Raw genomic sequence first — 19,032 nt, forward strand, 5'->3', positions numbered from 1 at the left:
TCACCCGCGAAGATGATGGCAATCAAAAGAGATTACGGGCTGATATGTTCGTCAGCTATTGCTGGTCCGATTCTGCCAGGTCATCGTGCTCCTGGCCCAAGAGCGCTAATTCCAACAATGCGTAACGGTGCTCAACAAAATTATGGACGTTGTTGGCAACCGTTAGTTTGAACAGTGCCGTGGCGCTGTCCTTATCCCCCAGACTTAGGTAATACTTACCTAAATAGAAGTTGGTTTCACTGAGATGCTCAGCGAGCGAGGTGTTATCCGTTGCGTCTGCCTTCAGGCGATCCATCAGCGTTGCTTCGCTAATGTCACCGAGGTAGAACTCGACAATATTCCATCCCCATTGTTCCTTATCCGATTTTTCGAAGCGCTGTTTCAGTGCTTCTTTTGCCTGCTTCTCATCAAGCTTTCGCTCAACGATGTAAAGCCACAGGCTACGGAAAGGATCATTAGGATCGTCTTGATAAAACGCCAGCAGATCATCTTGCGCTAACTTATCGCGACCGCCGTAATACAATGCGATCCCGCGATTTAAGTGCGCGTAGTTGTAAGTTGGATCAAGCTCAAGTACAGAATCAAACGCTTCATAGGCAGCATCAAAATTGCCTGCCTGCGTTAAATAAATGCCTAAGTAGTTGAATACTTCGGGCATATCCGGTCGAATTGCCAGCGCTTGTGAGAAATCATTCCGCGCTAAGGCCCTCAGACCGAGACTATCATACAACACTCCGCGCTCATATAAAAGCTGTGCGCGTTCGTCATCGGTTAAAGCCCGACTGGCAAGAATTTGTTCCATGCGTGCCAGAATCACTTCTTGCTGCAAAGTCGGTTGCAATGGCACCGCGAGGACTTCGCTCTTACGCCAGGCAGAGTTGCTGCATCCTGCCAGCGTTAAAGCTGTCGCAACGAAACACCAGCGCAAAAAAGGCTTCATTTCCCACTCCCGAAGACAACAATTGGATGAACGTCCTGTCCCCCGGCTGCAAACATGGCGTCCTGCCTGCAAATAAGCCCTCCGCCTGATGTCGGAGGGCAAAGGCAACCTTACTCGCCCTGCTCTGCTTGCGGCGCTTCTAACGCTTCAGCAGGCTGAGTTTGTTCAGTCGCTTCTTTGATACTCAGACGAATACGGCCCTGGCGATCAACCTCCAGAACTTTCACCGGAACTTCCTGGCCCATCTGCAGATAATCGGTCACTTTCTCAACGCGCTTATCAGCGATCTGAGAGATGTGTACCAGACCTTCTTTACCGCCGCCGATGGCAACAAACGCACCAAAGTCAACGATACGGGTCACTTTACCATTGTAGATACGGCCCACTTCGATCTCAGCGGTGATTTCTTCGATACGGCGAATAGCGAATTTCGCTTTTTCACCGTCGGTGGCCGCGATTTTCACGGTACCGTCGTCTTCGATTTCAATAGTGGTGCCCGTTTCTTCGGTCAATGCACGGATAACAGAACCGCCTTTACCGATAACGTCTTTGATTTTGTCCGGGTTGATCTTAATGGTGTGGATACGCGGTGCGAACTCAGAGATATCGCCACGCGGCGCGTTAATCGCCTGCTCCATCACGCTCAGGATATGCAGACGTGCACCTTTAGCCTGGTTCAGCGCGACCTGCATGATCTCTTTGGTGATACCTTCAATTTTGATATCCATCTGCAGTGCAGAGATACCGTCGCGGGAACCCGCTACTTTGAAGTCCATATCGCCCAGGTGATCTTCATCGCCAAGGATGTCAGACAGAACAACAAAGTTGTCGCCTTCTTTCACCAGACCCATTGCGATACCTGCAACGGCTGCTTTCACCGGCACGCCCGCATCCATCAGCGCCAGAGAAGCGCCACACACGGAAGCCATGGAAGAAGAACCGTTGGATTCGGTGATTTCAGAAACCACACGAACGGTGTACGGGAATTTTTCCGCATCCGGCATTACTGCCAGCACGCCGCGTTTTGCCAGACGACCGTGACCGATTTCACGACGCTTCGGCGAACCAACCATCCCGGTTTCCCCTACGGAGTACGGAGGGAAGTTATAGTGGAACAGGAAAGAGTCAGTGCGCTCGCCCATCAGCTCGTCGATGATCTGAGCATCACGCGCAGTGCCCAGCGTTGCCGTTACCAGCGCCTGAGTTTCACCACGGGTGAACAGTGCAGAACCGTGAGTACGCGGCAGAACACCGGTACGAACGTCCAGACCACGGATCATATCTTTTTCGCGGCCATCGATGCGCGGTTCGCCAGCCAGTACGCGGCTACGGACGACATTTTTCTCGATAGCGTGCAGGATTTCGCCCAGCTCGTTAGCGTCCAGCGTTTCGTCTTCGGCTGTCAGAGTCGCGATAGTTTCAGATTTGATCACATCAACCTGAGCGTAACGTTCCTGTTTGTCGGTGATGCGGTAGGCATCGCTCAGACGAGATTCTGCCAAAGCAGCAACGCGCGCGTTCAGCGCTTCGTTTACCGCTTCCGGCTGCCAGTCCCAACGCGGTTTACCGGCTTCTTTCACCAGATCGTTGATGTTCTGGATAACAACTTGCTGCTGCTCGTGGCCAAATACCACAGCGCCCAGCATTTGATCTTCGCTCAGCAGTTCTGCTTCGGATTCCACCATCAGAACAGCCGCTTCAGTACCGGCAACAACCAGGTCCAGCTTGCTCGCTTTCAGCTCTTCCTGGGTCGGGTTCAGCACGTACTGGTCGTTGATATAGCCCACGCGAGCAGCGCCGATCGGACCATTGAACGGGATACCGGACAGAGACAGGGCTGCGGAGGCACCGATCATCGCGACGATATCCGGGTTAACCTGCGGGTTAACGGAAACGACGGTGGCAATAACCTGAACTTCATTAACGAAGCCTTCCGGGAACAGCGGGCGAACCGGGCGGTCAATCAGACGCGCAATCAGGGTTTCACCTTCGCTCGGACGGCCTTCACGACGGAAGAAACCACCGGGGATTTTACCAGCAGCGTAGGTACGCTCCTGATAGTTAACGGTCAACGGGAAAAAGTCCTGACCTGGTTTCGCTTTTTTCTGGCCAACAACGGTCACAAATACCGCGGTGTCATCCATGCTTACCATTACGGCAGCGGTGGCCTGACGCGCCATCATGCCGGTTTCCAGCGTAACGGTATGTTGACCGTACTGGAATTTACGAACGATCGGATTCAGCAAAATTCTGTCCTTTCTTAATGAATGTCAGCACACCAAAGGCGTGCTGACAATTAAACCGAATCTTCATGCATCCTCGCGACTAATGACAACCCTAACCCGCCCCATTGCGGATAAAGCCTCTCATTAGCCGCGCGAACCTCTGCAGTGAAGACATACATGGCAACAATACATTAGTTTACTGCCAATTGCTGCCGCCTGGTTGAAAAAAGGGGCCATAAAGGCCCCTTCTTGAAACTCGCCAGACTTAGCGACGCAGACCCAAACGCTCGATCAGCGAGGTGTAGCGTGCAACATCTTTGCGTTTCAGGTAGTCGAGCAGTTTACGACGCTGAGAAACCATGCGCAGCAGACCACGACGGCTGTGGTGATCTTTTTTGTGCTCTGCAAAGTGACCCTGCAGGTGGTTGATCTGTGCAGTCAGCAGAGCAACCTGGACATCGGTAGAACCGGTGTCGTTTGCATCACGACCAAACTCAGAAACGATTTTAGCTGTAGCTTCAGTACTTAGAGACATTTTAAAACTCCAAAGTATTTATAAATGAAAGGGCGCCGATCTCTAATTCAGCGCTCCAGGGTTTAGCGCCGGGCAATGTTAAATACATGGCCCAACGTTAAGCGGCAATATTCTACTCGTAGTGACAGGTTCTCGCAAGGTAAGCCCGTTATACAGCAGGATACTCTACAACCAGACGACGCGGCGCCACACGGCCATCATCATCCATCTCACCCATACCGATAAATTTACCTTCATCACCTTCCGTCACGCGTACCAGGCCCTTTTTGGGCGCGGCTGATGCACGTACCGGCTGACCGTTTTTGAAATACGCGGCCACGACAGAAGGAATATTGACGACAGGAAAATCGGATGCCGGGCTGTCCATCGGCATCAACAGCGGATCCAGTAGCTGCGCCGCCGGAATATTCTGCTGCTCAGCCTGGGCAACCAGCTCGTGCAGGTGCTCCAGGGTGACCATCCGCTCAACCGGGTATTTGCTCACCGCCAGACGACGCAGATAGATAACATGCGCGCCACAACCCAGCTTCTCACCCAGATCGTCAATAATGGTGCGGATGTAAGTCCCTTTAGAACAGTGGATTTCCAGCTCCAGCTCATTACCTTCATGACGAATAAATAGCAGCTCATAAACGGTTATAGGCCGGGCTTCACGCGGCACTTCAATACCCTGGCGTGCATACTCGTAGAGTTTCTTTCCCTGATATTTCAGCGCGGAATACATTGACGGCACTTGCTGCGTATCACCACGGAAACTCTCCAGCGCCGCAGCCAATTGCTCGTCGGTAAAGATTACCGGACGCTCTTCGACAATTTGCCCGTCCGCATCAGAAGTATCAGTTCGCTGGCCCAGCCGCGCAATGACCCGATAGCGTTTATCAGAATCCAGCAGATACTGGGAAAACTTTGTCGCTTCGCCCAGACAAATCGGCAACATACCGGTCGCCAGCGGATCCAGCGCCCCGGTATGCCCGGCACGGTTAGCATTGTAGAGGCGTTTGACCTTTTGCAGCACATCATTGCTCGACGCGCCCTGCTGTTTATCAAGCAGCAGCACGCCATGCACGTCGCGACCACGACGACGAGGACGACTCATCAGTCCTCCTTGCTGTCGTCCGGATTCACACGACGTTCGTCATCGTGCTTCACCACGCTGGTCACCAGGTTGGACATACGCATTCCTTCCACCAGCGAATTGTCGTAGAAGAAGGTCAATTCCGGCACGATACGCAGACGCATCGCTTTACCCAGCAGGGTACGAATAAAACCGGAAGCGTCCTGTAGCGCTTTGATGCCCGCTTTAACAGAAGCTTCATCTTTGTCGTTAAGGAAGGTAACAAACACTTTGGCATAAGCCAGATCGCGGGAAACTTCAACACCGGATACGGTGGTCATCATCCCCAGTCGCGGATCTTTGATTTCACGCTGCAGGATAATCGCAATTTCTTTTTGCAGTTCCTGGGCTACGCGCTGCGGGCGACCGAATTCTTTCGCCATAATAATTCTCCAGACTAAAAAGGGGCCGTAGCCCCTTTTGATATACTGCCGGGTGGCGCTTCGCTTACCCGGCCTACAATATTTGTATCCACGATGAATTGCGGGTTACAGCAGTGCGGCAACTTCGTGCCCCCCAGGAGCACAGATACCTCTCTAACTGGGGTACAAAACATGCCACCAACGCAGCAGCCCGAAAGGCGATGCGGATTACTCGATTGTGCGCTGAATTTCGATAATCTCGAACACTTCGATCATATCGCCAGTGCGCACATCGTTGTAGTTCTTCACGCCAATACCACATTCCATGCCGTTACGGACTTCGTTCACGTCATCTTTGAAGCGACGCAGGGATTCCAGTTCGCCTTCATAGATAACCACGTTGTCGCGCAGGACGCGGATCGGGTTGTGACGTTTAACCACGCCTTCAGTAACCATACAGCCTGCGATCGCGCCGAATTTCGGTGATTTGAACACATCACGAACTTCCGCCAGACCGATGATCTGCTGTTTCAGTTCTGGAGAGAGCATACCGCTCATCGCTGCTTTCACTTCGTCGATCAGGTTATAGATGACCGAGTAGTAACGCAGATCCAGGCCTTCAGCTTCGATCACACGACGCGCAGAAGCATCAGCACGAACGTTAAAGCCAACCAGAATAGCGTTGGACGCAGCAGCCAGAGTCGCGTCGGTTTCGGTGATACCACCTACGCCGGAACCCACGATCTTCACTTTCACTTCTTCAGTAGAGAGTTTCAGCAGAGAATCGGAGATCGCTTCCACAGAGCCCTGAACGTCAGCCTTCAGTACGATGTTCACTTCATGAACTTCGCCTTCAGTCATGTTGGCAAACATGTTTTCCAGTTTGGATTTCTGCTGACGCGCCAGTTTAACTTCACGGAATTTGCCCTGACGATACAGCGCAACTTCACGCGCTTTCTTCTCGTCACGCACAACGGTTGCTTCATCACCCGCAGCCGGAACGCCGGAAAGACCGAGGATTTCCACCGGAATAGACGGACCCGCTTCAGTGACTTCACGGCCCAGCTCGTCACGCATCGCACGCACACGACCGTATTCGAAGCCGCACAGAACGATATCGCCTTTATGCAGTGTACCTTCGCGAACCAGAACGGAAGCCACCGGACCACGACCTTTATCCAGGAAGGATTCGATAACTACACCGCTCGCCATACCTTTACGGACAGCTTTCAGCTCCAGGACTTCGGCCTGCAGCAGGATTGCATCCAGCAGGTCGTCGATACCTGTACCAGCTTTCGCGGAAACGTGTACGAACTGGCTTTCGCCGCCCCACTCTTCCGGGATGATGCCGTACTGAGCCAGCTCGTTTTTAACGCGATCTGGATCGGCTTCAGGTTTATCAATCTTGTTCACTGCAACCACCACCGGCACCTGAGCTGCTTTCGCATGCTGGATAGCTTCGATGGTTTGCGGCATGACGCCGTCATCGGCAGCAACAACCAGAACAACGATATCCGTTGCCTGAGCACCACGGGCACGCATTGCGGTAAACGCGGCGTGGCCTGGGGTATCCAGGAAGGTGATCATGCCGTTGTCGGTTTCGACGTGGTATGCACCAATGTGCTGAGTAATGCCGCCCGCTTCGCCGGAAGCTACTTTCGTCGAACGAATGTAGTCCAGCAGAGAGGTTTTACCATGGTCAACGTGACCCATGATGGTCACGACCGGCGCGCGCGGTTCAGCCGCTGCACCAGTATCACGGTCGCTCATTACCGCTTCTTCCAGCTCGTTTTCACGACGCAGGATAACTTTGTGGCCCATTTCTTCAGCAACGAGCTGCGCGGTTTCCTGATCGATAACCTGGTTGATGGTGGCCATCGCACCCAGTTTCATCATAGCTTTGATGACCTGAGAGCCTTTAACGGCCATCTTGTTCGCCAGTTCGCCAACGGTGAGGGTTTCACCGATTACCACGTCACGGTTAACCGCCTGCGCCGGCTTCTGGAAGCCCTGCTGCAGAGTGGAACCTTTACGCTGTCTGTTGCCTTTACCGCCGCGTACGGCTGCACGCGCTTCTTCACGGTCGGCTTTGCTTTCAGCGTGCTTGTTACCTTTTTTCGGACGCGGAGCTTTAGCGGTACGACCACGACCACGACCGCCTTCAACTTCGCGATCGCTATCATCTTCCGCCTGACGAGCGTGCTGAGAGGTGGTCACGTGATAATCACCGACAGTCTCTTCTTCATCGCTGCTGGCTACCCAGCCATTTTCATTTTGTTCCGCCATACGACGAGCTTCTTCCGCTACGCGGCGCGCATTTTCTTCCAGTTTGCGGCGAGCCTCTTCTTCCGCTTTGCGCTTGAGTTCTTGCGCTTCAGCTTCGCGACGGGCTTTCTCCGTCTGGGCTGCCCTGGTCATTTCGTCAGATTGTTGGTTGCTCACTTTGCTATTTTCCGCAGCCTCGCGTTTTGCATTTTCAGCATGTTCGCGTTTAGCTTTTTCTTCAGCTTCACGTTTCAGGCGACTTTCGGCCTCACGCTTCGCTTTTTCCTCGGCTTCGCGCTCAGCGGCTTCCTCTGCTTCACGACGGGCCTTCTCTTCCGCTTCACGCATCGCCTCTTCTTCCGCAGCGAGACGTTCAGCCTCTTGTGGATCGCGTTTTACAAAGGTGCGTTTTTTACGGACTTCGATCTGCACCGATTTACTTTTACCACCGGTGCCCTGGATACTTAATGTGCTGCGCGTTTTGCGCTGCAGCGTCAGCTTATCAGGCGACGAACCATGTTCACGGTTCAGGTGCGCCAGGAGCGTCTGCTTTTCTTGTGCCGTCACTGAGTCTTCAGCGGACTTGCGGATCCCTGCATCAGCAAATTGCTGTACCAGGCGGTCCACAGAGGTCTGAATCTCAGCGGCCAGCGTTTTTACGGTTACATCTGTCATGCTGTTCCTTCCTGCTACAGTTTATTACGCTTCGTCACCAAACCAGCAAATATTACGTGCGGCCATGATGAGCTCACCTGCTTTCTCGTCGGTTAACCCTTCGATATCACTCAGGTCATCCACGCCTTGCTCGGCGAGGTCTTCAAGCGTACAAACACCACGAGCAGCCAGTTTGAAAGCCAATGCACGATCCAGACCTTCCAGATTCAGCAGGTCTTCAGCCGGCTCTTTATTGCCGAGACTCTCTTCCTGCGCCAATGCCAGAGTAGTCAGGGCATTTTTCGCACGGTCGCGCAGGGCTTCAACGGTGTCTTCATCCAGACCGTCGATTTCCAGCAGCTCTTTAATTGGCACATAGGCCAGTTCTTCCAGCGTAGAGAAACCTTCTTCGACCAGGACGGTAGCGAAATCTTCGTCAATATCCAGGTAACGGGTGAAGGTATCAATTGCCGCATGCGCTTCAGCCTGATGCTTGGACTGCAGATCTTCAACGGTCATAACGTTGAGTTCCCAGCCGCTCAGCTGAGACGCAAGACGCACGTTCTGACCATTACGGCCGATAGCTTGCGCCAGGTTACCCGCCTCAACGGCGATATCCATGGTGTGCTTGTCTTCATCCACAACGATAGAAGCAACATCTGCCGGCGCCATTGCGTTGATCACGAACTGAGCCGGATTGTCATCCCACAGCACGATATCGATACGCTCGCCGCCCAGCTCGGTTGAAACCGCCTGAACGCGCGCGCCACGCATACCAACGCAAGCGCCGACCGGATCGATACGCTTATCGTTGGTCTTCACAGCGATTTTGGCGCGTGAACCCGGATCGCGGGCTGCAGCTTTAATCTCAATCACTTCTTCGCCGATTTCCGGCACTTCGATGCGGAACAATTCGATCAGCATTTCCGGTTTGGAACGCGTGACGAACAGTTGAGCGCCGCGCGCTTCAGGACGCACTGCATACAGTACGCCACGGATTCGGTCGCCCGGACGGAAGTTTTCACGCGGCAGCATATCCTCACGCAGGATCACGGCTTCAGCGTTGTTACCGAGGTCAAGAGTGATGTTATCGCGGTTAACTTTCTTCACCACGCCAGTGATGATTTCGCCTTCGTGTTCACGGAACTGATCGACCACCATAGCGCGCTCAGCTTCACGCACTTTCTGTACGATAACCTGCTTCGCAGTTTGCGTGGTGATACGGTCAAAGGTCACGGATTCAATCTGATCTTCGACGTAATCGCCGACATTCAGACTTTCGTCTTCGTAGCGTGCCGCTTCAAGCGTGATTTCACGCGTCGGTTGAGTTACCTCTTCAACAACCATCCAGCGACGGAAAGTATCGAAATCACCACTTTTACGATCGATACTTACGCGTACATCGATCTCTTGTTCATATTTTTTCTTGGTTGCTGTAGCTAAAGCACTTTCCAGCGCTTCAAAGATTTTTTCACGCGGAAGCGACTTTTCGTTAGAAACAGCTTCAACAACAGCCAAAATTTCTTTGTTCATCGGGGGCCTTTCACCTCAATCCAGACTGTTAAAAGTGGGGGACCAGGTTCGCTTTCTGAATATTACTCAATGCGAACACTTCATCTTTACCTTCGACCGTAACGGTGATCATCTCGCCATCGACATCTTTAATGATGCCCTGCCATTTACGGCGGTTCTGTACCGCCATACGTAGCACCAGCGAGACTTCGTCGCCCTTAAAGCGCGCATAGTGCTCAGCCGTAAACAAAGGACGCTCAAGACCTGGTGAGGAAACTTCCAGGTTGTAAGCAACGGTAATCGGATCTTCAACATCCAGTACCGCACTGACCTGGTGGCTGACATCAGCGCAATCATCAACATTGATGCCATCTTCACTATCAATATAGATGCGCAGCGTAGATGTGCGACCACGCACAAATTCGATACCGACCAGTTCATAGCCCAGTGCTTCAACCGGCGCCGTAATCATCTCTGTTAATTTTTGCTCTAATGTGGACAAGTCCACCCCCAAGACATAAAAAAAGGGCGTATAGCCCAGTTATTTCGTACTCAGATAACAAAAAACCCCGATAAATCGGGGCTTTAAATAACTGAACCCTATAGCCGCAACTGCGGCCTGGAGAACCTTCCGTGAGTATTTTTCTCAAATCCAGCTACGAAGGCGTTAAGTCTTCATAGTATATTTGAAAAAAAACACTTAGGGAAAGTGGTTGCGGGGGCCGGATTTGAACCGACGACCTTCGGGTTATGAGCCCGACGAGCTACCAGGCTGCTCCACCCCGCGCCTGAAACGTGGCAAATTCTACCCGGTTGAGCGCGAATTTGCAAATAATGCTGGGATTTGGTACCGAAGACGGGACGTAAAATCGGCCTACATTATATTGATAAATATAACTATCTGTCAACCGTATGTTATGTGCATCCTGTACACTTCCGACTATGCATTTTATTGCGGCAAATTATGCCTGTATAAAAGATGTCTTATACCAATAATTCCGATGAAAATTGCACTCTTCTCTTCCGGTCATCGCCAAAAAATGATTAAATGAAAACTCATTTATTTTGCATAACCATTCACTGAGATTTTCAAAATGAGTGGCAAATAGTATGGCGTGGCTGTTAAGCCTCTCACCATCTGTCTATCAAGCAGGGATTTTTTTATGACGACGATTCTCAAGCATCTTCCTACAGGTCAACGTATTGGTATCGCTTTCTCCGGCGGCCTGGACACCAGTGCAGCGCTGCTGTGGATGCGCCAGAAAGGCGCGGTTCCATATGCATACACCGCAAATCTGGGTCAACCGGATGAGGATGACTATGACGCGATTCCCCGTCGCGCGAAGGAATATGGTGCGGAAAATGCCCGCCTGATCGACTGCCGCAAGCAACTGGTCGCTGAAGGCATCGCAGCCATTCAGTGCGGCGCGTTCCACAATACCACGGGCGGTTTGACCTATTTCAACACCACCCCGCTCGGCCGCGCAGTTACCGGTACCATGCTGGTTGCAGCAATGAAAGAAGATGGCGTGAATATCTGGGGTGATGGCAGCACCTACAAAGGAAACGATATTGAGCGTTTCTATCGCTACGGGCTGCTGACCAACGCGGAGCTGAAAATCTACAAGCCATGGCTTGATACTGATTTTATCGATGAACTGGGCGGTCGTCAGGAAATGTCTGAATTCATGACTGCCTCCGGTTTTGATTACAAAATGTCAGCAGAAAAAGCGTACTCAACCGATTCCAACATGCTGGGCGCGACGCATGAAGCGAAGGATCTCGAATTCCTTAACTCCAGCGTTAAAATCGTCAACCCAATCATGGGCGTTAAATTCTGGGATGAGAGCGTCAAAATTCAGGCCGAAGAAGTGACTGTCCGTTTTGAACGTGGTCATCCGGTAGCGTTGAATGGTAAAACCTTTGCCGATGACGTTGAACTGATGCTCGAAGCGAACCGCATTGGCGGACGTCATGGTCTGGGCATGAGTGACCAGATTGAAAACCGTATCATCGAAGCGAAAAGCCGTGGTATTTACGAAGCACCGGGGATGGCTCTACTGCATATCGCATATGAACGTCTGTTAACCGGTATTCACAATGAAGATACCATCGAGCAGTATCACGCTCATGGCCGTCAATTGGGTCGTCTGCTGTATCAGGGCCGTTGGTTCGATCCGCAAGCGCTGATGCTGCGTGACTCTTTACAACGTTGGGTGGCCAGTGCGATCACGGGTGAGGTAACGCTGGAGCTGCGTCGCGGCAATGATTACTCGATCCTCAATACCGTATCCGACAATCTGACTTACAAAGCAGAACGCCTGACGATGGAAAAAGGCGAGTCTGTGTTCTCTCCGGATGACCGTATTGGGCAGTTAACTATGCGCAACCTGGATATCACTGATACCCGCGAGAAACTCTTCAATTACGTGCAAACCGGATTGATCTCCACCACTTCCGGCAATGGTCTGCCGCAGGTAGAGAATCAGGAGAACAGCGAGAAGAAATAATCGCTGACGGATTAAAAAAGACGCCTGATGGCGTCTTTTTTATTGTCTCTCTTTCCGGATTACAGACGAAAAAAAAGACATCTTACGATGTCTTTTTTCCGGAATATTGGTACCGAGGACGGGACTTGAACCCGTAAGCCCAATCGGGCACTACCACCTCAAGGTAGCGTGTCTACCAATTCCACCACCTCGGCACGACTTACTTAATGCGGGATATCGCTTGTCGGCTGCGCCGGCGCTGCAGGCTGAGTTTGTTCACTCTTCGCCGGTGCGCTCAGATTTTCCCACTCGCTTCCTTTATTGGTTTTATTGCTGTTAACGTTACCCAGCACAAGGCTGATGATAAAAAACAGGGTTGCCAGTATACCAGTCGTGCGAGTCATGAAGTTGCCAGAACCACTTGAACCGAACAACGTGCCAGACGCGCCAGCGCCAAAGGAGGCTCCCATATCAGCGCCTTTACCTTGTTGCAGCATAATCATGGCAACAAGCGCCAGTGCCACAATAAGGAAAACAACTAAAAGAGCTTCGTACATAATCAACCTGTTCCTTGCGGTATTGCCGCAGCAAATGCTTCAACCAATAAAAGTGGGGCGTTTTCTGCTTTCCCACTGAAGCGGGTGTGAATACTAACCAAAGCGAATGACCTTCGCAAGGGCAATTTCAGTGCATTTTATCAAGTGCGGAAAAAAACAGCAAAACTACAACTTCTGTCCCGTTAAAAGGCAGCAATAGCCGCCTTTTTAAGCACTTATCACACCATTATACGGCTTTCACCGCGTCGGCAATGCGATTTGCCATCTCCGTCACCTGAGCTTCGTCTTCGCCTTCCACCATCACACGGATTAACGGCTCGGTCCCCGACTTACGCAACAGCACGCGTCCACGGTTACCCAGGGTAGCTTCCACCTCAGATGTCGTCGTTTTTACATGCTCATCTTCCAGGGGATCACCTTTGCCAGCCGTAAAGCGCACGTTGACAAGCACCTGCGGGAACATCTTCATACCGCTACATAAATCGTGCAGTGACATATGGTTGCGTACCATTGCCGCCACAACCTGCAAACCAGCAACGATACCATCTCCGGTCGTCGTTTTATCCAGCAGGATCACATGCCCGGAGTTCTCTGCACCAATGCGCCAGCCTTTTTCCTGCATTTTTTCGAGGACATAGCGATCGCCTACTTTGGCACGAGCAAAAGGAATGCCCAATTGCTTGAGCGCCAGCTCCAGCCCCATATTGCTCATCAGCGTGCCTACAGCGCCGCCACGCAATTGCCCCTGACGCAAACCTTCACGCGCAATGATATACATGATCTGGTCGCCATCCACTTTGTTACCTTCATGGTCCACCATGATGACGCGATCGCCATCGCCATCAAAAGCGATGCCAAGATCCGCTTTCTCTGCCAGAACGCGTTGCTGCAATGCACTGACATCCGTGGCACCGCATTTTTCATTGATATTTACGCCATCAGGTTCACAACCCATGGCGATGACTTTCGCGCCCAGCTCGCGGAACACATTCGGTGCGATGTGGTAAGTTGCCCCGTTAGCGCAATCAACGACGATTTTTAGCTCATTCAGGCTCAGTTCATTGGGGAATGTGGCTTTGCAGAATTCAATATAACGTCCTGCAGCATCAACAATGCGGCTTGCTTTACCCAGTTCAGCGGAATCGACGCAGGTCAGTTCTTTCTCCATTTCTGCTTCAATCGCCTCTTCAACCGCATCAGGCAATTTAGTGCCATCGATTGAGAAGAACTTGATACCGTTGTCATAAAACGGGTTATGCGATGCGGAAATAACAATACCGGCTTCAGCACGGAAAGTGCGGGTCAGATAGGCCACAGCCGGTGTCGGCATCGGCCCGGTAAAGGAGGCGGACAACCCCGCTGCCGCCAGCCCGGCTTCAAGAGCGGATTCCAGCATATAACCGGAAATACGGGTGTCCTTACCAATAATAATCTTCCGTGAACCGTGGCGTGCCAGTACTTTTCCGGCAGCCCAACCCAGCTTGAGAACAAAATCCGGGGTGATCGGTGCGTCGCCTACTCGGCCACGAATGCCATCGGTGCCAAAATATTTACGATTACTCATAGCGTTTATTTTCCTTCGCTGACAGCGTGGCTTCAACCACCCGCATAGCTTCTACCGTTTCTTTTACATCGTGAACACGAATAATCTGCGCGCCCTGCATTGCCGCAATCACCGCACACGCAAGACTCCCACTTAAACGCTCAGAAGGACCGACATTGAGCAGTTGTCCTACCATGGATTTACGTGACATCCCAACCAGCAGCGGCAACCCAAAGTGATGAAATTCCGCTAGGCGGGCCAGCAGCGCATAATTGTGCGAGAGATTCTTACCGAAACCGAATCCCGGGTCGAGTATCAATTTCTCTTTTGCGATACCTGCCTTTTCGCAACGGGCAATATGTTCGACAAAGAAGCGATTTACATCAGCAAACACATCGTCGTACTTCGGCGCTTCTTGCATTGTTTTTGGTTGTCCCTGCATATGCATCAGACACACCGGTAAACCGGTCTCAGCGGCAGCGTCTATTGCACCCGGCTCCGTCAACGAGCGGATATCATTAATAATATGTGCGCCTGCTCGCGCGGATTCGCGGATCACTTCAGGCTTCGACGTATCAACAGAGATCCAGACCTCAAAACGCTGGGCTATCGCCTCAACCACCGGGATCACACGCTCCAGCTCCTCTTCAACGCTAACTTCCGCCGCACCCGGCCTTGTGGACTCCCCACCCACATCAACAATTGTCGCCCCGGCGTTGATCATCAAATTGGCATGTTTGACTGCCTCAACCAACGTATTATGCGTGCCGCCATCGGAAAATGAGTCCGGCGTAACGTTGAGGATCCCCATCACGTGCGGGTGGGAGAGATCGAGTATGGTGCCATGGGCGTCGAGTTTCATGACTTAAAGTCCCTGCGTTGTTGCGGTTAATACAATAAAGAAAACCCCGGAGCATGCCCCAGGGTTTTTCAGTTAGAACAGGTCCAGCAACGGATAACTTATTTGTCGCCCAGTTGCTCAGACATGGTGTTGCCCGGGTTCGGCGTACGCGGTTCATCAACCGGACGCGGTGCACGCGGAGTACCATTGTTGTCAGAGTTGTTCGCGCCAGGATCTTCCCAACCTGCCGGCGGACGTACCTCGCGGCGCGCCATCAGGTCATCAATCTGCGGTGCATCGATGGTCTCATATTTCATCAGAGCATCCTTCATTGCATGCAGAATATCCATGTTATCGTTCAGGATCTGACGTGCACGATCGTAGTTACGCTCGATCAACGCTTTCACTTCCTGGTCGATAATACGCGCAGTTTCATCGGACATATGTTTCGCTTTCGCTACAGAACGGCCAAGGAAAACCTCACCCTCTTCTTCGGCGTAGAGCAACGGACCGAGTTTGTCGGAAAAGCCCCACTGGGTAACCATGTTACGCGCCAGGTTGGTCGCAACTTTAATATCGTTGGACGCACCGGTAGAAACATGTTCAACACCATAGATAATCTCTTCAGCCAGGCGACCGCCGTACAGCGTTGAGATCTGGCTTTCCAGTTTCCGACGGCTGGCGCTGATCGCATCACCTTCCGGCAGGAAGAACGTCACACCCAATGCACGACCACGCGGGATAATCGTCACTTTATGCACCGGATCGTGTTCCGGCACCAGACGGCCGATAATCGCATGACCAGCTTCATGGTAGGCCGTGGACTCTTTCTGCGCTTCCGTCATCACCATGGAGCGGCGTTCCGCACCCATCATGATTTTGTCTTTCGCTTTTTCGAACTCGACCATCGAAACCACGCGTTTATTACCGCGAGCGGCAAACAGTGCAGCTTCGTTGACCAGGTTCGCCAGATCGGCACCAGAGAAGCCCGGCGTACCGCGCGCGATAATCGCGGCATCAATATCCGGCGACAGCGGCACGCGACGCATATGGACTTTCAGGATCTGTTCACGACCGCGAACATCCGGCAAACCAACCACAACCTGACGGTCAAAACGGCCAGGACGCAGTAACGCAGGGTCGAGCACATCCGGACGGTTCGTTGCAGCGATAACGATAATACCTTCGTTACCTTCGAAACCATCCATCTCAACCAGCATCTGGTTCAGCGTTTGTTCGCGTTCATCGTGACCACCGCCGAGACCAGCGCCACGCTGGCGGCCAACGGCGTCGATTTCATCGATGAAGATAATGCACGGTGCCGCTTTCTTGGCCTGCTCGAACATGTCGCGCACACGAGAAGCACCAACACCCACAAACATTTCAACGAAGTCAGAACCGGAAATTGTGAAGAATGGAACCTTCGCTTCCCCCGCAATAGCTTTCGCCAGCAGCGTTTTACCAGTGCCCGGAGGACCGACCATCAGTACGCCTTTGGGGATCTTACCGCCCAGTTTCTGGAACCGGCTCGGCTCACGCAGATATTCGACCAGTTCACCAACTTCTTCTTTCGCTTCGTCGCAGCCAGCAACATCAGCGAAAGTCGTTTTGATCTGATCTTCCGTGAGCATGCGCGCTTTACTTTTACCGAACGACATGGCGCCTTTGCCACCGCCGCCCTGCATCTGGCGCATAAAGAAAATCCAGACACCAATCAGCAACAGCATCGGGAACCAGGAAATGAAGATGTTAGCCAGCAGGCTCGGCTCTTCAGGCGGCTCACCAACAACCTTGACGTTTTTCGTCAGCAGGTTATCAAGCAGTTTCGGATCGTTGACCGGGATGTAAGTCGTGTAACGGTTACTATCTTTCTTGGTAACGTTGATCTCACGTCCGTTGATACGCGCTTCGCGAACCTGGTCCTGGTTGACCTCTTGCAGGAAGGTAGAATAATCCACCTTGCGGCCATTAGACTCGCTGGGCCCAAAGCTCTGGAATACTGACATCAGCACAACGGCAATGACCAGCCAGAGTATTAGGTTTTTCGCCATGTCACTCAAGGGATTAACCTCATATTACAACTGTGTTAAAAACAGCGTCAGGATACAACATATCCAGTTTCTTTCAAACCAAAGGCCGAAATCAACGGGGTATCATTTTCGCCCGGTCGCTACAATATACACTTCGCGTGAACGCGCACGCGAAGAGTCCGGTTTACGCACTTTTACCTTCGTAAACATGGAACGAATTTCCGTGAGATATTCATCGAAACCTTCGCCCTGAAACACCTTAACTAAAAAACTTCCGCCTGGTGCCAGCACATCGCGGCACATATCCAGCGCCAACTCAACCAGATACATCGAGCGGGGAATATCCACCGCTGGCGTTCCGCTCATGTTCGGCGCCATATCAGACATGACAACCTGGACTTTACTGTCGCCAACACGTTCCAGTAATGCTTTCAGGACTAATTCATCACGAAAATCGCCCTGAAGGAAGTCCACACCAACGATTGGATCCATCGGTAAAAGATCGCAAGCGATAATGCGGCCATTGCCGCCAATCTGCGTGACCGCATATTGCGACCACCCACCAGGCGCCGCACCGAGATCAACAACTGTCATCCCCGGCTTAAAAAGTTTGTCACTTTGCTGTATTTCATCAAGTTTAAACCAGGCACGGGAACGCAACCCTTTTTTCTGCGCCTGTTGAACATATTTATCGCTAAAGTGTTCCTGAAGCCAGCGGCTCGAGCTGGCAGAACGCTTTTTACCTGTCATTTAACTTTCCATCCGGGTTCATCGTCGACATCGATAAATTTCGACGCGCAATTTGGCGATACACAGGAGATGGCGGTAGAATGACCCGTTTTCAATCCCAACGTAAGCAAAATATACGATGAATCTGAGTACTAAACAAAAACAGCACCTGAAAGGTCTGGCACATCCGCTCAAGCCGGTAGTTATGCTTGGCAATAATGGTTTGACCGAAGGGGTACTGGCCGAGATTGAACAAGCGTTAGAGCACCATGAACTTATCAAGGTGAAGATCGCCTCTGAAGACAGAGAAACTAAGACCTTGATTGTGGAAGCTATCGTTCGCGAAACCGGCGCCTGCAATGTACAGGTCATCGGTAAAACGCTGGTGCTTTATCGCCCAACCGCGGAGCGTAAAATTTCGCTGCCACGCTAAGGATATCCTGAATTGAACACAAAAGCTGTGTAAAACGAGGGGTTTCCGCCAGCAGACGAGCAAAATGCCACGCTCCTGGTATTGATAAAAGGCCGCGATGCGGCCTTTTTCTTTTCTTTACAATAGATCAACAAACGTGACCTGTATTGTCATCATAAGTATTCCACTTTGATGATTTCGTATTCAACTTCGCCGCCAGGTGTGCGGATAACCACAACATCATCTTGCTCTTTGCCTACCAGGCCACGCGCGATCGGTGAATTTACAGAGATGAGGTTCTGTTTAAAGTCAGCCTCATCATCACCCACAATGCGGTAAGTCTGTTCTTCGTCGTTATCCAGATTCAAAACAGTAACCGTTGCGCCAAAAATAACGCGGCCGTTTTTCGGCATTTTCGTGATATCGATAACCTGCGCATTGGAGAGCTTCGCTTCAATGTCTTTGATTCGGCCTTCGCAAAAACCCTGCTGTTCACGTGCAGCATGGTATTCAGCGTTCTCTTTTAGATCGCCATGTTCGCGGGCTTCCGCAATAGCGGCGATGATTTCAGGGCGGCGAACGGATTTCAGAAACTCCAGCTCTTCGCGCAGTTTTTCGGCACCACGTAAGGTCATCGGAATAGCTTGCATTTGTTATACCTCTTAAACATTCCTGTAAGGAGCGTTAACCCGCCCCGTCTGCTCTGTCTCCCCGCGGACAGGGCTTCTCGCCGGGCAGGAGCAAAAGAAAACTGACCCGGGGACAAAGCCCCAGGTCAGCTACAATTTTTCAATTTGATACGTATTTTACCCGGAAGTTCACTA

At 51.8% G+C, this 19,032-nt stretch carries 16 protein-coding genes and 2 tRNA genes; 2 read left to right on the forward strand and 16 right to left on the reverse strand.

Annotation, left to right across the window (positions count from 1 at the left end; all coding sequences use genetic code 11):
* Window positions 1-55 precede the first annotated feature (55 nt).
* The 9 genes from nlpI to CWM66_RS18235 form a co-directional block, all read right to left on the reverse strand.
* The gene (nlpI, locus tag CWM66_RS18190; RefSeq protein WP_035887942.1) at window positions 56-940 is read right to left on the reverse strand and encodes a lipoprotein NlpI; all 885 of its coding nucleotides are present in this window, start codon (window positions 938-940) and stop codon (window positions 56-58) included.
* A gap of 110 nt (window positions 941-1,050) precedes the next feature.
* Window positions 1,051-3,186 (reverse strand): polyribonucleotide nucleotidyltransferase, encoded by a 2,136-nt coding sequence (gene pnp, locus CWM66_RS18195; RefSeq protein ID WP_007369932.1) that lies wholly within the window; start codon window positions 3,184-3,186, stop codon window positions 1,051-1,053.
* A gap of 244 nt (window positions 3,187-3,430) precedes the next feature.
* Window positions 3,431-3,700 carry a 30S ribosomal protein S15 gene (gene rpsO / locus CWM66_RS18205; RefSeq protein ID WP_007369931.1) on the reverse strand — a complete coding sequence of 90 codons (270 nt, stop codon included), beginning with the start codon at window positions 3,698-3,700 and terminating at the stop codon, window positions 3,431-3,433.
* A gap of 148 nt (window positions 3,701-3,848) precedes the next feature.
* Window positions 3,849-4,796 (reverse strand): tRNA pseudouridine(55) synthase TruB, encoded by a 948-nt coding sequence (gene truB, locus CWM66_RS18210; RefSeq protein WP_107147035.1) that lies wholly within the window; start codon window positions 4,794-4,796, stop codon window positions 3,849-3,851.
* Complete coding sequence (gene rbfA, locus CWM66_RS18215) at window positions 4,796-5,197, reverse strand: 30S ribosome-binding factor RbfA (RefSeq protein ID WP_035887947.1); 402 nt, start codon at window positions 5,195-5,197, stop codon at window positions 4,796-4,798. Before rbfA ends, truB begins: the two co-directional genes overlap by 1 nt.
* A 207-nt stretch (window positions 5,198-5,404) precedes the next feature.
* Window positions 5,405-8,116: a translation initiation factor IF-2 gene (gene infB / locus CWM66_RS18220; protein ID WP_007369928.1), complete on the reverse strand. Its 2,712-nt coding sequence runs from the start codon at window positions 8,114-8,116 to the stop codon at window positions 5,405-5,407.
* Window positions 8,117-8,140: 24 nt separating this feature from the next.
* On the reverse strand, window positions 8,141-9,628 hold the full coding sequence (nusA, locus tag CWM66_RS18225) for a transcription termination factor NusA (RefSeq protein WP_007369927.1): 1,488 nt from the start codon (window positions 9,626-9,628) through the stop codon (window positions 8,141-8,143).
* 28 nt (window positions 9,629-9,656) lie between these two features.
* Entirely contained in the window at window positions 9,657-10,109 is a 453-nt protein-coding gene (rimP, locus tag CWM66_RS18230; protein WP_017457352.1) for a ribosome maturation factor RimP, read from the reverse strand.
* A 208-nt stretch (window positions 10,110-10,317) separates the two neighbouring features.
* Window positions 10,318-10,394, reverse strand: a tRNA-Met gene (locus CWM66_RS18235).
* A 376-nt stretch (window positions 10,395-10,770) separates the two neighbouring features.
* Here CWM66_RS18235 and argG point away from each other — a divergent pair.
* Window positions 10,771-12,117: an argininosuccinate synthase gene (argG, locus tag CWM66_RS18240; RefSeq protein WP_007369925.1), complete on the forward strand. Its 1,347-nt coding sequence runs from the start codon at window positions 10,771-10,773 to the stop codon at window positions 12,115-12,117.
* A gap of 107 nt (window positions 12,118-12,224) precedes the next feature.
* Here the strand turns inward: argG and CWM66_RS18245 are convergent.
* The 6 genes from CWM66_RS18245 to rlmE all read right to left on the reverse strand — a co-directional run bounded on the left by CWM66_RS18245 (window position 12,225) and on the right by rlmE (window position 17,817).
* Window positions 12,225-12,311, reverse strand: a tRNA-Leu gene (locus CWM66_RS18245).
* 9 nt (window positions 12,312-12,320) lie between these two features.
* Window positions 12,321-12,653, reverse strand: a complete 333-nt coding sequence (gene secG / locus CWM66_RS18250; protein WP_007369924.1) for a preprotein translocase subunit SecG — start codon at window positions 12,651-12,653, stop codon at window positions 12,321-12,323.
* Window positions 12,654-12,879: 226 nt separating this feature from the next.
* Window positions 12,880-14,217 (reverse strand): phosphoglucosamine mutase, encoded by a 1,338-nt coding sequence (gene glmM, locus CWM66_RS18255; RefSeq protein WP_007369923.1) that lies wholly within the window; start codon window positions 14,215-14,217, stop codon window positions 12,880-12,882.
* Window positions 14,210-15,058, reverse strand: coding sequence for a dihydropteroate synthase (gene folP / locus CWM66_RS18260; protein WP_107147037.1), 849 nt, complete (start codon window positions 15,056-15,058; stop codon window positions 14,210-14,212). The genes glmM and folP overlap by 8 nt, the downstream gene beginning before the upstream one ends.
* A 98-nt stretch (window positions 15,059-15,156) precedes the next feature.
* On the reverse strand, window positions 15,157-17,088 hold the full coding sequence (gene ftsH, locus CWM66_RS18265) for an ATP-dependent zinc metalloprotease FtsH (RefSeq protein ID WP_007369921.1): 1,932 nt from the start codon (window positions 17,086-17,088) through the stop codon (window positions 15,157-15,159).
* Window positions 17,089-17,190: 102 nt separating this feature from the next.
* A complete protein-coding gene (rlmE, locus tag CWM66_RS18270) occupies window positions 17,191-17,817 on the reverse strand; it encodes a 23S rRNA (uridine(2552)-2'-O)-methyltransferase RlmE (protein WP_007369920.1) in 627 nt (208 codons plus the stop codon).
* Window positions 17,818-17,935: 118 nt separating this feature from the next.
* On the opposite strand from rlmE, the gene yhbY reads away from it, so the two are divergent.
* Entirely contained in the window at window positions 17,936-18,229 is a 294-nt protein-coding gene (gene yhbY / locus CWM66_RS18275; protein WP_007369919.1) for a ribosome assembly RNA-binding protein YhbY, read from the forward strand.
* A gap of 152 nt (window positions 18,230-18,381) precedes the next feature.
* Here yhbY and greA read toward each other — a convergent pair whose 3' ends face one another.
* Window positions 18,382-18,858 carry a transcription elongation factor GreA gene (greA, locus tag CWM66_RS18280; RefSeq protein ID WP_035887959.1) on the reverse strand — a complete coding sequence of 159 codons (477 nt, stop codon included), beginning with the start codon at window positions 18,856-18,858 and terminating at the stop codon, window positions 18,382-18,384.
* Between the last annotated feature and the right edge of the window lie 174 nt (window positions 18,859-19,032).

Source organism: Kosakonia sp. H7A (genome assembly GCF_003028445.1).
Lineage (GTDB): Bacteria > Pseudomonadota > Gammaproteobacteria > Enterobacterales > Enterobacteriaceae > Kosakonia > Kosakonia radicincitans.